The organism is Ruminococcus sp. AM42-11, from assembly GCF_003480145.1.
GTDB lineage: Bacteria > Bacillota > Clostridia > Lachnospirales > Lachnospiraceae > Blautia_A > Blautia_A faecis.
Window position 1 is genome coordinate 1 of record NZ_QUIO01000018.1, and the last position, 15,177, is coordinate 15,177.

14 protein-coding genes and 2 pseudogenes are annotated in these 15,177 nt (G+C 41.3%); 3 read left to right on the top strand and 13 right to left on the bottom strand.

The annotated features are described in order from the left end of the window. Positions 1-100: 100 nt before the first annotated feature. The 11 genes and pseudogenes from DW904_RS11600 to DW904_RS11640 form a co-directional block, all read right to left on the bottom strand. Positions 101-229 (bottom strand): annotated as a pseudogene (locus DW904_RS11600) (Maff2 family protein); the annotation flags it as partial. A gap of 126 nt (positions 230-355) precedes the next feature. Beyond that, on the bottom strand, positions 356-2,173 hold the full coding sequence (locus DW904_RS11605) for a type IV secretory system conjugative DNA transfer family protein (RefSeq protein WP_347562128.1): 1,818 nt from the start codon (positions 2,171-2,173) through the stop codon (positions 356-358). Positions 2,174-2,175: 2 nt separating this feature from the next. After that, on the bottom strand, positions 2,176-2,739 hold the full coding sequence (locus DW904_RS11610; RefSeq protein WP_117788238.1) for a PcfB family protein: 564 nt from the start codon (positions 2,737-2,739) through the stop codon (positions 2,176-2,178). Then, the gene (locus tag DW904_RS11615) at positions 2,740-3,018 is read right to left on the bottom strand and encodes a hypothetical protein (protein WP_117788240.1); all 279 of its coding nucleotides are present in this window, start codon (positions 3,016-3,018) and stop codon (positions 2,740-2,742) included. Then, entirely contained in the window at positions 3,005-3,151 is a 147-nt protein-coding gene (locus DW904_RS22900; RefSeq protein ID WP_180959147.1) for a hypothetical protein, read from the bottom strand. The genes DW904_RS11615 and DW904_RS22900 overlap by 14 nt, the downstream gene beginning before the upstream one ends. Before the next feature lie 68 nt (positions 3,152-3,219). Next, the gene (locus DW904_RS11620; protein WP_117788242.1) at positions 3,220-8,481 is read right to left on the bottom strand and encodes a SpaA isopeptide-forming pilin-related protein; all 5,262 of its coding nucleotides are present in this window, start codon (positions 8,479-8,481) and stop codon (positions 3,220-3,222) included. Positions 8,482-8,953: 472 nt separating this feature from the next. Continuing rightward, on the bottom strand, positions 8,954-9,574 hold the full coding sequence (locus tag DW904_RS11625; protein WP_117788244.1) for a sigma-70 family RNA polymerase sigma factor: 621 nt from the start codon (positions 9,572-9,574) through the stop codon (positions 8,954-8,956). Positions 9,575-9,748: 174 nt separating this feature from the next. Further along, positions 9,749-9,883, bottom strand: coding sequence for a hypothetical protein (locus DW904_RS24550; protein WP_255785577.1), 135 nt, complete (start codon positions 9,881-9,883; stop codon positions 9,749-9,751). A gap of 350 nt (positions 9,884-10,233) precedes the next feature. Beyond that, positions 10,234-10,461, bottom strand: a complete 228-nt coding sequence (locus DW904_RS11630; protein ID WP_005334838.1) for a hypothetical protein — start codon at positions 10,459-10,461, stop codon at positions 10,234-10,236. A gap of 234 nt (positions 10,462-10,695) precedes the next feature. Beyond that, positions 10,696-11,112, bottom strand: a complete 417-nt coding sequence (locus tag DW904_RS11635; RefSeq protein WP_226820972.1) for a hypothetical protein — start codon at positions 11,110-11,112, stop codon at positions 10,696-10,698. Positions 11,113-11,126: 14 nt separating this feature from the next. After that, positions 11,127-12,448: pseudogene (locus DW904_RS11640) on the bottom strand (DNA repair protein). A gap of 253 nt (positions 12,449-12,701) precedes the next feature. Here DW904_RS11640 and DW904_RS11645 point away from each other — a divergent pair. The 3 genes from DW904_RS11645 (at position 12,702) to DW904_RS11655 (ending at position 14,445) form a co-directional block, all read left to right on the top strand. Further along, positions 12,702-13,121: a helix-turn-helix transcriptional regulator gene (locus DW904_RS11645; protein ID WP_040015614.1), complete on the top strand. Its 420-nt coding sequence runs from the start codon at positions 12,702-12,704 to the stop codon at positions 13,119-13,121. 92 nt (positions 13,122-13,213) lie between these two features. Next, positions 13,214-13,729 (top strand): ImmA/IrrE family metallo-endopeptidase, encoded by a 516-nt coding sequence (locus tag DW904_RS11650; protein ID WP_225876977.1) that lies wholly within the window; start codon positions 13,214-13,216, stop codon positions 13,727-13,729. Between the two features lie 65 nt (positions 13,730-13,794). Beyond that, positions 13,795-14,445, top strand: coding sequence for a CpXC domain-containing protein (locus DW904_RS11655; protein WP_117739577.1), 651 nt, complete (start codon positions 13,795-13,797; stop codon positions 14,443-14,445). 122 nt (positions 14,446-14,567) lie between these two features. Here DW904_RS11655 and DW904_RS11660 read toward each other — a convergent pair whose 3' ends face one another. Beyond that, on the bottom strand, positions 14,568-14,759 hold the full coding sequence (locus tag DW904_RS11660) for a DUF6219 family protein (RefSeq protein WP_117739578.1): 192 nt from the start codon (positions 14,757-14,759) through the stop codon (positions 14,568-14,570). 27 nt (positions 14,760-14,786) lie between these two features. Then, positions 14,787-15,149, bottom strand: a complete 363-nt coding sequence (locus tag DW904_RS11665) for a hypothetical protein (protein ID WP_117739579.1) — start codon at positions 15,147-15,149, stop codon at positions 14,787-14,789. Positions 15,150-15,177: the final 28 nt, after the last annotated feature.

Genomic DNA, 15,177 nt, shown 5'->3' on the forward strand with positions numbered 1-15,177 from the left:
CACATTTCCATGGTGCTTGTCGTTTGCTCTTTGGTTCGGAATAGTGTGGTGCTGGCGGTCTATCTCTTGTTTTCGGTTGTTTGCTTCTTTACTGTACATGAGCATTTGCACCCGGGTTGTCGTTTCCATAACCTTCCATCAGGTTGATTACGCCCCAGACACCAAGACCGGCACCGATTGCAACGACCAGTGTCTGAAGGATATTGATTGCACTGCTAAAAAAAGCCATAATCAAATGTATGCACAAACGCTTTTTCTTATGGTCTGTAAGCGTTTGGCTCTACTCCTTTCCCTTTTATTCAGACCTTTTTGTACCCCCGCTCAACAACAGGGTGCTCGAATTCTTTCTTTCATATCAGTCCTCACCTTCCTCAGCTTCAATCGCTGATACATCTTCTTGTGTTACAGTTACTTCATACATTTCAAATTCTGTATCTTCCGACATCACCAGTCGGTGTGCCAGATATTTTTCGACATCAAACGCATTATTCTTATTGAAATCGGCAAGCTCTTTGTACCGTTTATGCTTTGTGATGTCATATTTGTTGCTTAAAAACGGACGGACTCCTCGAAGCTGTAAGATACATTTTTCTCCATCCATGACCGCCAGCTCATCTCTACTCATCAGCTCCTTTCCAGTCTTTTGATAGTTCAGTCCATAGGACCGGTTGCTGCCTCTGGTATCTGATGTGTTGTAAAGATCAATGGTTTCCTTTCCCAGGGTTTCTGATATTTCTTTCAGTGTGGAACTTTCCTTTCCGCCCAGGAAAAGAACGGTGTCACAATTGCCTGTGATTGTCTCAGCAGCATCCTTATAGATGGTTTTCAGCTGAGATTGTGACTGCAAGATGATAGAAGCCGAGATTTCCCTGCTTCGGATCGTAGCAATCAATTTGTCGAATTTGGGAATCTGTCCGATATTGCTGAACTCATCAAGAAGCAACCGTACATGATAGGGAAGCCTGCCTCCATGCTCATCATCCGCTTTATCACAAAGCAGGTTAAAGAGCTGGGTGTACATGATCGCTACCACAAAGTTGAATGTGTCATCTGTATCGCTGATGATGACAAACATGGCTGTTCTCTGATCACCGATCATATCCAGTTCCATTTCGTCATACGACATGATTTCTCTTAGTTCCTGAATGTCAAATGGTGCAAGTCTGGCACCACAGGAAATCAAAATCGATTTTGCAGTTTTGCCGGCAGCAAGCTTGTACTTGCGATATTGCCTTACTGCAAAGTGTTCCGGATTTTCTGCTTCCAGTTCTTCAAACAATTCATCCACTGCATTTTTAAATTCTTCATCATCCTCCCTGGTCTCACTGGCATTGATAAATTCCAGCAAAGTAGAAAAGTTCTGTTCTTCCTCTGGAGCCTCATACCAGATGTATCCAATCAGTGCAGAATACAAAAGACGTTCGGCCTTGACCCAGAAATCTTCAGTTGATTTTTCGCCTTCACCCTTGGTATTCGCGATAATGGTATTGACCAGCTTCAAGATGTCTTTTTCACTCCGGATATAATGGAACGGATTGTAATGCATGGACTTTTTAAAGTTGATCGTATTTAATACCTTGATCCGGTATCCTCCATTTACCAGCATCTTCCCGCATTCAACGATGATCGTTCCCTTCGGATCAGTGACCACATAGGACACGTGATCCGTCATCTGCATAAGATTGGGTTTCACATAGAATCTTGTCTTTCCGGATCCGGAACCACCGATGACGATCACATTCTTATTTCTGGCATACTTTGGGGCTTTTGGTCGGCTGTTCATGGTCAGACGTTCTGTTTCTGTGAGGATGACATTGTTTTCAAAGACCGGATCCATGAAGGGTTCGATATCTTTTCTATTTCCCCATCTTGCAGATCCATACTCCACACCCTGCCGGAACTTCTTTGCATTTTTAGAACGATAGTAGACCACCAGTTTTAATGCACCTGCAACCAGAACACCTACTGTAAGATCCTGCAAAGCGATACTTGGCAGCCAGCTTAAAAATGCCAGTCGGAAATTGACTAACATCACGCCAAGTCTCTGGACCATGCTTTCTCCCAGGCAATGTCGGTACAGCCAGGAGCCTTTATCTGCTACATAGAAGATAAAGAAATATGGGAGATTTAAGATCACCAGCCGTTTGACCTGGATCTTCTGTAATTTTTCCATAATCATCGTTCCTGACCTCTGGATTTTTGTCTCTGCTTCACACGCTGGCGGTGCTTTGCTTTTCTTTCTACAGATTTCTGCAGTTTCTTTCTGACGGATGGTTTCTTCGCCTGTTTCTTTTTCAGTTCTACTCCGGCATATTCCCGGAAAGCCGCTGTCATCACATCCACATCTTTGGCCTTAAAGAAGACCAGATATTTCGGTGAATCCGCACCGACCTCTTTTTTCAGGCTGTAATCAATGCCGTATTTTCTTGCCACACGATCAAAGGATTTGATATTTTCATCTGTGATCTTTAAGTTGGAAAGCTGTACTCCCTGTGCATTCAGCTGCTTGATGGTCTGCTTTCCATGTGGCTTTTTCTTTTCAATCTTTTTTCGGGCTTTTTCCCTTCCTTTCTCCTGAGCCCGTCCGGTCTTTTCTGCCATTTTCACCTGCGTTGCTTTCTGTTTCCTGCGGTTATCCATTTCCAGGAACTTCCGAAGGGCTGCTTTTAGCACACTGGCAGTGATCTTGACTCCCTGGATGCTCAGGCTGATTACTTTCTGATTTACTTCTTCCTGCAATTACCCACGTCCTTTCTTTCCTTTCATCTCAGAATAAAGACGGGCAATACAATATCCGATACATGGAACATGTTTTCCATACGGACAGCCACTACATGGTGTCGTTTTTACTGCTTTTTTCTTCTCAGGAAGCAGATAATGGCACTGTTTCAAGCTACAGCCTTTCTTTTTACCTTCCCACCAGTAACAGTACTTGCAGGACCATGGCTTTTCTTCGCTGTACTTTCTTCCCTCAATAGCTGCATTTGGTTCTATGATCAGATCTTTATTTGTCTTCATTCCGTTCTTCCTCTTTTCTCATGATTTCTGTCAGTTTTTTCTCTGCCTGACTTCCGGCAGCAATGAGACAATACAAAACTGTAAATATTGCCGCTGCTCCCAGAAGAGCAACAAAAATAATGATATTTCTCATGGTTTCTCCCATCTAAAAAAGCGTCCACAGATTCCTTTCGGTTTCCATGAACGCTCATTCTTATTTGATTAGTGTTTCTTTTTTCTCATAAATGCAAGGGCTCCTGTACCAGTCGCACCAATGCCGAAAAGTATAAACCACAGCCACAGATTGGTGTTATCCCCAGTCTTTGGTGAATTACTGACAGGTTTTCCACCTTCCGGTGTCTTTTCTGCCGTTTTTTCCTCATCCACCATGGTTACATGCTGTACTTCATCGGTATCCTTTACTTCGAATTCCACATCTTTTGCAACCAGATAGCCATCCGGTGCTGTTTCTTCACGGAGAGTGTATTTTCCGATCGGAAGCATTTCGATATAATGTGCTTTCTCTGTACTGGTCCAGCTTTCGACAACTTTTCCATCCTGATCAAGGATTGTGAGTTTTGCTCCTGGAAGTTCTTTTCCGGCGATATCCTGTTTGGAGATTTTCACCTTCGTCACATCATCCTTCATCTCAACTTTCTGCACATCGGCAGTATCTTTGATGGTGAACTTCACGCTTTCAGCTGTCACATAACCATCGGCTGGTTTTGTTTCAACCAGTGTGTATTCTTTTCCGACAGTCAGTTCACGGATCACATGTGCTTCTTTACCGGAAGTCCATTCATCCACGATATTTCCATCGGCATCTACCACTTTCAGCTTACATCCCGGAAGTTCTTTTCCGGTTGTCAGACTGGATTTTGTAAATTCAACGACGGTTGGCTGATTCTCAAAGGTAAAATCATAGGTTACTGTCGGCTGATCCTCGCCTGCATACTCAAAAGTAAATTCCTTTACTTCATCGTTGGTTACAAATCCGTCCGGTGCATAGAGCTCTTTTACATAGTAAGTTGCTCCTATTGGAAGATCTGCAACAAATGTGATATTTCCTTCTTCATCCGTAGATTTCAGTTCAATAATCTCATCGGCTTCAATCAGGACTTTACCTGTTGTCTCAGACTTAATGTCTTCTTTGGCAAATAATCCAAAGATAGCGCCTTCCAATGTACGGTCAGAATCTTTTTCTTTCTTAAGTACACTGACTTCTACTCTCTGGCGGTTGTTCTGCCAGTCTTTGTCATAGACTACAACTGGTGTATTCTGATTCACGTAAGTCAGATCTACATGACGGATCTCACCATCCAGTACATGACCGTAAGCAGTTCCTGTTTCTTTCACATAGTATTTACCAAGTGGAAGATTTTCCAGTTTTGCAATACCGGTTTCATCTGTCTTTATTGTTGCAATCAGTTCATCCTTTTTATAGTAATCGTCACTGACGCCATCGGCAGCCTTAATGTCTTCCTCAGCATAGACTTCAAACGTAACATCTGTCAGCTTTCCAGTTACATAGTTGAAAATGTGTTCCACCACACCTTTGACCTTATCGGCCAGTGTAACAGAATCCAGGAATTCTCCCTTCTTGTTGATGATGAGTTCACCAACCGGTACCTCGTCCTTCATTTCCACTTTTTGAACCTCTCCGGTATCTTTGACTGTGAATGTCACATCATTGGCTACCAGATAACCATGTGGTGCAAACTCTTCATGTAGGGTATAATTCTCACCCACTTTCAGATATTTGATCACATGCGGTGCATCTTTGGAAGATGTCCAGCTGTCTACTACATTTCCATCTTTATCCGTTACTTTCAGATAAGCTCCATCCAGTTCTACACCGGTTGTTGCATCTGATTTTGTGATCTCAACAGTTGTCGGCTGGTTCTTCTTTACGGATTTTAATGTTACTGTCTGTACATCCTGCCCCTGATAAGAAGCATCAAATCTCAGTACTTCATCCGAAGATACGAATCCATCTGGTGCTTTCAGTTCTTTTACGTAATAGTTTCCAAGTGGAAGATCCAGTGTACATGCTGCCTGACCTTTTTCATCAGAAGTCATTTCCTGTAAAAGAGTATCTGCTTTGACGATCACTTTTCCATCTTTCGTCTGAATGTCTTTTGCATTGTAAATACCGAACACTGCTCCGGCTACTGTATTGCCTGTCTCAGCATCCTGTTTTTCGACCGTAATCGACACTTTCTGTCGTTCATCTGTGACAGAGATTTCTTTCTCGATCACTTCGGTATCCTGATCCGCATAAGCAAATTCGACATTTTCCGGCACGGTATTTAACACATAAGTGTCCGGTGCATTCTTCTCTTTGACATAGTACCTGCCAAGTGGAAGATTCTTTACGGTTGCATAACCATCTGCATCCGTTGTGACGGTTGCTACCAGTGCATCCTTTGCAAAATACAGAGTTCTCTGTCCATCTGCATCTACCTGATGATCGGCAGTATAAATATCTTCTGCCGCATAGACTTCAAATTCAGCACCTGCAAGTCCAGCCATTTCATACTGGAAGTCCTTATCAAATCCCTTTAACACTTCACCCTGTTTATAGATCTTTAACTGACCTTTGACCGGGGCATTGGTATATTCCACATCAATGACTGCATCTCCTGTGACAGGATCGGTCAGATAAGCAGTATCTGTATCAACTGCAACTGTCACATAGTTTTTGGATATTGTGTACCCATCGGGTGCCGTCACTTCCTCAATCCGGTAGTTACCAGGTTTCAGATTCTTTGGCAGTACCAGGTATCCTTCCTCGTTTGTGAAATAGGATTTGTGTACCGTTGGCTTCGGATAGGATGTTGTCTGTTCCACATATTTCTGGTTATCCAGGTCATATACCTTGAATTCAGTATTTGCCAGGAGTACAGATTTCTGTGTTTCTGCATCCTTTTTGATGATCTTTAATTTTGCTTTGAATTCTTTGTCCAGAAGCACTCGCCATGTCTGCGGTGTATCCGGATGATTTTCTGTGATCTTCACTACAAAATCATCAACCGGTGCATAGTTGTGTTTGCTTGTGGTTTCTCTTACCACATAAGTTCCATATGGAAGCGGAATCGATCTTGCATATCCTTTTTCATCGGTAAACATTTCTGTCTGGCCATCTGCAGTCAGTACAACTGGTCTGGCTGAGTCAAAATCATAACTTCCATCTGCTTTTACTTTCAGATCACTAACAAGCCATGCTGAAAAACCGACTCCCTGCAGAAGATCTGCATCGGTCTTTCCATTGTTTGCGGCTTTAATGATCTGGAACGGTTGCTTAATGACTGTTTCTTTACATACAGAAGTTCTTTCTACTGTCGGAACAGTAGCACCTTCGTAAGTACAGTCCACATCATGTTCTGTCGGATCCAGTACGTATCCCACCGGAGCACTAAGCTCTTTCAGATAATACTTTCCAAGATAGAGATCCGATACAGAAGCTTCGCCATTCTTATCCGTTGTCAGGGATGTGATCAGGCTGTCTTTCTTATGGATCGTTCCGGTTCTTCCATCCGGATGAATAATATCTTCCCTTGCATAAAGGCCATATACTGCACCTTCCAGCGTTGCATCCCCCTGTGCTGCATTCCCTGTCTCAGCATCCTGTTTTGCAATGTTGATTTTTGTATTTACACGTTTGTCTGTTACATTTTTAGTCGTTGTCTTTCCGATAGCAAGAGTCACATTATAAGACTTTGTATCAATCTGATATCCTGTTGGAACAGAGATTTCTTTCAGATAAACAACTTCCTGTGTCTTTTCCATTGTGAGCTGTGAAGCACCATTCTGATCTGTTGCAGGCATCTCTGCAATCAGCTTTGTACATGCAGCATCGGAATAGATCCCGTACACTGCACCAGCCAGTGTATTGCCTGTATCCTGGTCTTTCTTTACAATGGATACCTTACATTCTTTTGTCCAGGTTACTTTAAAATACACATATTTCTCATTTTCGACACCTTCACCGAAAACAAGAGCCAGATCCTGTGTTCCGGATCCTGTCACAATCTTGTAAGCAGAGTATTCTTTATCAATACTTCCCTTCATCTGAGAAGAAAATGTAGCACTGACGCTCTCTGCCTGATCAAGTGGTGCTGTCAGATAAAACTGTGTACCTCCACTGATTTCTACACTTACTCCTGCAGCACTGGTTTTACCGGTTGTCACATTTACAAGCTTTACACCGCTTGGCAACTTAAATGTGATTGTCTGCAGTTTATCTGCTTTGAATGTGATCACGCTTGTTCGCTGGCTGTTTCCTTCCACATAAGCCTTTACATTAGATTCGGAAAAGCTCATATCTACAGACGGAATGTCCGGCATATTTACACAATAATTGTAAAGCTCCATTGCCAGGTTCTTTCCTGTTGCATTGGTTCCGGATGCCCAGTCACTGGATCCATTTGCATAAGCCGCTGCAAGATGCGTAATAATGAATCTCTTTCCTGCTGGAAAATCCGGATGTTTCTCATCGAAGAAACCATTCTCATCACTTGCTTTTGTTCCGTAATAGCAGACCTTTGCAAGTGTCTTTCCATCGGCAAGTTTCTGGATCGTATAAGTTCCATTTCCCGGTCCTTTTTTTGATGGTTCAACACAGTATGCTGTCGCATTGATGCTTCCCCATTTCACATAATATGGACAAGTCAGATAAGAACCTAATCCATAATCTGCGTAATAGTACCAGGAACCGGCTGTGACGGTGACTGATTTTGTTCCTGTCTCACCAGAAACAAGCATCATTGGCATATCGAAAGTAATACTTTCGCCTGCTTCAAGATCTGCAAGAGCAACTTCCTGGTCAACCGCTTCCTGCATGACCTCAGAGAGTGTGATCCCTGTTTCCGGATCAACGGTCTCCTGGTCTTCAGTTGCTTCGATCTCTGCATCAAATTCTTTTTCTGTCAGTTCTGTTTTGCTCTCCGTGTCAGCAGCATCAGTTTCCTCTGTAGACGAGTCAGCCTCAGAATCCTCTGTTTCTGTCTTATCGGAAGAACCAGCATCCTGATCAGAAGAACTTTCTGACTGCGAATCTTTCTGTTGATCCGCTTCTTTTACCACGATCTTTCGATTGATCTGGTAGGTTGGGTGATCCGTTGTCTGTGGTTCTACATAATAGACTGCCTTATAGGAATTGGCATAATCGGTAGAAAAGTCATTCCCGTCCGTATCTTTTGCTTCCTGAAATGTAACTTTTACTTTGCTGTCATCCTGGATCGTAAGACCGGTATAATCACTCTTTACATCGAAATTGTCTCCAACCTTGATCTCATAATCCTTTGCAGTTACCACTTCATCTTCATCCAGCTGATCCTTGATCTCCTCATAATACGGAATCTTTTTTACAGATCCGGCATCATCAGAAGCATAGGCAACAGCGGGAGAGAGTACCGTCGATAGAACCGTTACTGCAGTCAGTAAACCGGACATCACCCTGCGTGCTTTCTTTTTCACGTTCATTCTCTTAAATCCTTCCTTTCTGATTCTTTTGTGTATGGTTATCTGTTAGTTTCTGCATATTATCTTTTATACGAAGATGATCGCCTCCTTTCCTGAAATTTGCGCTATTTGGGACAGTCAGCACAAGCTGAGATAACAGCACAAATATATGGCGGTACCTGTTTGTCACAAATACCGCCACATGATTTCTACTGTCATCCTCTTTTTAGATTCAGACATTTTATTTTGATTTAAAATTTAAGCGTTTTCCTGTTTTCTTTCCCGGATCCGTTCCTATATCAGTTTCCATCTCTGATACGTTTTCTTCTGGCAGACACGCAGCTTTTCGCTCTATGCATGTTCAAACCAAATATCACTCCGGGCAGGCTATTCATTTTTCAAGGTACATGAAGGTGTTCTATGCAAACCCTTCATATAACGAAACGCTCAGAGCCTGTTTTACAGTGGTCTAATTCAATTTTTTTAAAATTTTTTAAAATTCTTCGTTTTCCGCCTTTTTTTTCATCGTTTTTAATGCCCTGTTCAGGAGGTCATTTACACTCTGCTGTTTGATTCCCAGATAATCCGCAACATCCTGCTGACGCATTTCTTCGAAATAAACCAGATTGAGTACCATCTTTTGCCTCTCTGTCAATTCCTTGATCAGCGCATTCAGAATTTCTCTGTCGATAACATCGTCAACAAAATCTTTTGAAGATCCTCTCATAATCTCCGCATCATCTGTAACATCGCTGTTAGAAAATACACCATGATTGGTGCTGATTTTGCTCTGGCTGTATGCCATACGGTCTTCAGCCTCCATCAGCAGACGGATATACCAGTTCTCATTATCAAAGAACTCTTTATTGAATTCCTTGTTATCGCCAGTTACACTCACATATTCATAGTCATCACAACTATGAAGCGGAAATACGGTTGATTGATTTCCCGCTGTATAAAGCACATATCCGTGATCATAAACAGAGATCGTTGTATCTGCATTGATCATTTCTTTTACTACAACTTTGTGTTCTTTCAAGGATTTCACGCTTGGGATTCTTTTCTCCATATCAGCAACCTTCACGATTTTCTTCAGTTCTTTTAATGTCAACATAATGACCACCTTTCTGCCTTTCGGCTCCGGGTGGTTCTTTCCATCTTTTATGAAATTTCTGCACAGACATAAAGAACTGCAGCGCAAGAGGTCACGAACTCACCCGTTTTTTTTGAACGGGAGTCCGCGACTCCTTGATAACGCATAATCTGCTTACATAATTAGTATGTTAGATTACTGCTCATTTTGGGATTTGCACTGAATGCACTCTGATTTATTCTCTGTTTGCTGTTTGCGAAACATGGAATAATCGCCCATAGCATCGTAAGGACAACGCCTTACAAATTCCTGGTATTCGATTTCAGTCATCTTTGCTTCCTCCTTTGTGTCATATTATCAAAATCTCTATTTACAATTATTTTTGCAAAAAAGAATTCAACCTCTATATAACGAAACGCTGAGAGCCTGTTTTACAGTGGGGTACGACAAAAAATTTAAAAATTTTTCGATATACGTCAAAAAAGCCCGACAAAACAAATACTTCAACAATCTCCAAAACCAGAAAATACTTCTGATCTTGCAGTGTATCCGTAAATGTTTTGTCGGGCTCTTAGTGATTCCAGTCAGGTTCAGCTCCTTGACAAACTCTTGCTGTCTGGTGCGTTCTTGATGGTTCCTGCCAAATCCAACGCTTACTACAGACAGCTCATTCTATTCTGTTATGATCCCTGATTCATCATCTTTCGGGAATACGTCCGCATCCTGGACTTTAATTGTTCATCTCGGATGTGGATCGGACGAACCGACACCATATCATCCTTTACAAATATCTCCAATGTACTGCGACATTTTTTGCACTCCACTTCTGAATCGCTTTGTGCGCTCTTTTCAATAAATGCTCCACATACAGAGCAGTGTACATGCCATTTAATAGCACCTGATCCCATATAGGCTTCCTCCTTTAAGCAATAAGATATTTCTCCATTTATTACTCAACGGACCAAAGGGAAATCAAATCCGCCTTATGAGCATCATGCCATCCATTCCGTAAGTGCCAAAGCTACACGAACAGCACGATTTCTATTCTGATCAGATCTGCTTTGTCGATCTGTGCATCCTTTTTTATCCTTTCACCAGCTACCACTCACTCTTTCCGGTATAAAAAATTCCGCTGTGATTAATTAACATGATATTTCAATAGTTTCAAATACATCACCAGTCAGATCACAGATGTCCTGGATCTGAATCTCGGTATCATCAATCCGTAAGTGGACTGATGGATCAAAAAATTCTACGGTTCCAGATAATGTATGGTACTGACCAATTAATGGATTCTTCCATGACTTTTGAAAATAAGTTGCCTGTATCTTCATTCCATATGCCAGGATCCTTAATTTCATATCCAGCTCATTTTTCTTTTCCTCAGATAAATCTCTTTTTGGTTCATAAATGATTTCCTGTTGCCGGATTGTTTCATCCAATCCACGAAGTGCCGCAAATGGAGCAAACTGTTTTGCCCTGCGTCCTACATCCATAGGATGTCTCCTGGAAACCGGTCTTGGTAAATATAAATACGGTTGATATGCACTTGCCAGCACTTTTTGCACCTCCTCTAAGCACGGTGACCACCTATTTGCTCGTTGCGTTCTCTATAAGTAGAACACTCTAGCAGGTTGGATCCCCGCATGATCGCATTCTTTCCATAACGCTGCTTTACATTCAATACTGCTTCCTGTAAATGCCGTTCCTTATCGGTCTGTTTGGGATTATCAAACAGGCTGTACTGCACATAACTTTCAGGAGCAACCCTGTTCGCACACACCTCGATTCTTCGGATTCCGGTATATCTGTCTGCAATCCTGAGATATAAATCTTCCACTGCATCTATGATCTTTTTGGAACTGTTACTTTCTCTTTCGAGTTTTACGGTTCCTTTGGATGCCTCATGCTCATACCTGTGGTCATAGGCGATCCATAAGGTGAGAGAGCTTGTTATCAGTCCTTTTTCAAACAGATCCAGGACCAGATTATCTGTCATTTCCCTTACGATCACAAGTGCTTCGTCAAAAGAATAATTTCGCATCAGCACCTGACCATTTGAAAGGCTGTGTTCCTCCGAATGATAGTTCTTGATGTCACTCATCCGGCATGTTTCATATCCCCATGCATGATCGATCAACAGCTCTGCATCAATCCCAAACATCTTATACAGCCAGTCTTCGGATCTTAAAGAAGCCATTGCAATATCGCCCATCGTATGGATTCCATAACCGGCCAGTTTTTTTTCAGTCCGGGATCCAATCCTCCAGAAGTCACTTAATGGTTTATGATCCCATAGCTGCTCTCTGTAAGAGAATTCATCCAGAATTCCAATATGGTCATCCACATGCTTTGCTACGATATCCATTGCGATCTTAGCAAGATACAGATTGGTTCCCACACCTGCAGTTGCAGTGATACCAGTTTCCTCCATGACCGCCTGCATAAGCTTTACCGCCATTTCTTTTGCAGTGAGATGATAAAGCTGTAGATAATTGGTTATGTCAATAAAACATTCATCGACACTGTACACATGGATATCTTCTTTTGATACATACCGCAGATAGATTCCATAAATCTTTGCGGAATAATCCATGTACAGCTGCATCCTCGGCATAGCTGTAATGTACTTCACACAATCCGGTATCTCATGGATCCGGCACCGGTTCTTGATTCCAAGAGCTTCATAGCCGGAGTGATTGCCAAACAGATTGTAGACTTTGATCTGGTCGGATCTGCAACCACCAGGTTTGTTTTAAATGGATCCAGCCCACGTTCTACGCATTCTACAGAAGCATAAAAGGACTTTAGATCAATACAGATAATAGAAGTCTGATCCTGACTCACATTGCCACCTCCCATACGTCTTTCCTCTTTTTGTAACATGTATCCCATTTTGACTATCAATGACTGTGTATCCTTCCTGTTTTCTTCAAAATATAGGAAATTCATTTCACATATTCGTTGACAAAAGAGGAAATATTGTGTATCTTATAGGAAAGATGTTTCCCTTATCTGTGATTCACATTATAGGAGAGATATTTCCCTTTGTCAAGATTAATTTTTGATTTTTAGGAAACACATTTCCCGTTTTGCCTTGAGGCGGCTAATGAAACTTATAAGACAAGGCTTAGAAAGAGGTATGTTTATGACATTCGGTGAAAAAGTAAGATCATTAAGAAAAGAAAAAAAGATGAGTCAGCAGGAACTGGCCAGCATGGTTGGCGTTTCATATAGGACCATTCGATCCTGGGAAGTGGAAGGACGTTTCCCAAAACAAAATGTTCTGTATCAGAAACTGGCAGATGCATTACAGTGTGACGTTTCTTATCTCATGAGTGAGGATGAAGCTTTTATCACAGAAGCATCCGAACAGTTTGGTAATCGCGGTGCCAAACAGGCTCAACAGATCCTGGAACAGGCTGCAGCTATGTTTGCCGGTGGATCACTGACTGACGAAGATAAAATAGCTTTTATGGATGAGATCCAGAGCCTTTATCTGGATTCCAAAAGACGTGCAAAGAAATTTACACCGAAAAAATATCTGAAAAACCAAGAGGAAAAATAATAGAAGGCGGGATTATTGTACACCTAATCTGTTACCTTATAGTTACAAGGATATTTCTGCCCTTTTTATTTTTTACTTTTGAGGTGATTTATTTGAGAAACACTTACATATATACAGAAACAAAGAAATTAATCAAGAAATATGGCACCAGGGATCCCTTTGAGATCATGGATCAGATGAACATTGTTGTCGGGGAAACTTCCAGATATAAGACACTGAAAGGATATTGTTTTATGAGCTGCAAGACGATCTATGTCATGATCAGCAGTTTCCTTTCAGAAGAAGAAAAGATGATCGTTGCCGCCCATGAATTAGGGCATATCATCCTGCATCGTTCCCAGCTGAAAATGGCTCCGATGCAAGATGATACACTCTACAATATGACGGATAATACAGAATACCAGGCCAATCTGTTTGCTGCCGATCTTCTGATTGATGATGAGGAGATCGAAGATATGGTTCAGAACGAAGACCTGGATTATTTCGGACTCTGCAGTTCTCTGAATGCAACTCCGGAACTCATGAGCTTTAAACTATACAGCCTGACAAAACGAGGCCAGGCTTATCATATGCCGATGGAGATTCAGAGTAATTTCCTGGCAAAATAATAAAGGATAAGCGCATTCTACAATAAGAAAACTATAGATTTATCTCACTGAAAGGAGGAACATTTATGTCAAGACATCATATTGAAAAAGTAACTTGTCCTTCCTGCCATCATGAGGGGGATTTTGAGCTCTGGGACAGTATTAATACTGCACTGGATCCTGAAATGAAAGAGAAGGTACTTAATAAATCTATTTTCCTTTATACTTGCCCGAGCTGTGGAGAGACCTTTCGTTTAAACTATCCTACACTCTATCACCAGATGGAAGATCTTATCATGATTTATCTGGTTTCTGAATCAGAAGTAGAAAAGACATATGAAATGTTTTATGGTGAAAATGCTTTGTTTGATTTTCGTACTGAAAAATATTTATCCCGAATCGTAACGTCACCAAATCAGCTCGTTGAAAAGATACAGATTTTTGATGCAGGTAAAGATGACAGGATAATGGAACTTGTTAAATTACTTGTGACAGATTCTCTTCACGAGAATAATCCTGATAAAGAATTTGATGAACTGCGCTTTGCTGTCGACGACGACGGAACAAATATTCTTGTAATCATTAATAAGGGTGAGATCACTGGTGCAGTTGACATTGACAATATGTATGAATTTGCTTCTTCACACTGCACTGATTTCAAAGATCTCCGCGATGATGAGGATATTGTTATCAATAGGGAGTGGATCCTTAACAAACTTACCGAAGAACAAAATTAATAATATATTTGGTGGCTACACCCCCAAGCCCCTGTAGAATAAATAACGCCAGTACTGGATATCAAAAATCCCGCACCGGCGTTATTTATTAAAATATTTTGTTTTTTAATCTTCAACACTCTCTACTGAAACTTCTTTTTTTTCCTACTTTTACCAGAAATCATCTTGTGTCCTGTATAAATAGCCATAATCATGCAAAGCAAAGAACTTGCTGCAAAGTACTTATGGCCTTCTTTTGATCCCCTATAACCTGTATAAAAAGTTCCAAGCATTGTAATCAGTGCACCGATAGACCAATATTTATGTGCTTTCATTCAGATACCTCCTGCCGTTTTTCTTAATCATATACCTTTTAAAAGATATATACAAACTGTTAAGGAAACAATCGGAGTTGGTGTAAACGAAAAAGCAGCCTTGAGATTTTTCGTTTGCACCACCTTCGATTCTTTCCTTAACGATTTTCTCAATCTTATGTTATCTAAAATGCTCTTTTGCTCATCAATCAAGAGTATTATCTTCTCATTTTCTCCCGCATATTCCCGCATATGTTCTAGTCCTACCAGTGCAGCGTAAATCTGTTCATCTTCCTCCTCTTCTTCTTTCCAAATCCTCTGTTCTTGAAACTTTAATTCCTCTTTATTTTTCTCCATCTTCTTCAAATGTGCCCGAAGTTCTTCCTCAGACATGCAATTAACCTCATTCACATAATACCTCCTTTATTTTTGTTGCAAC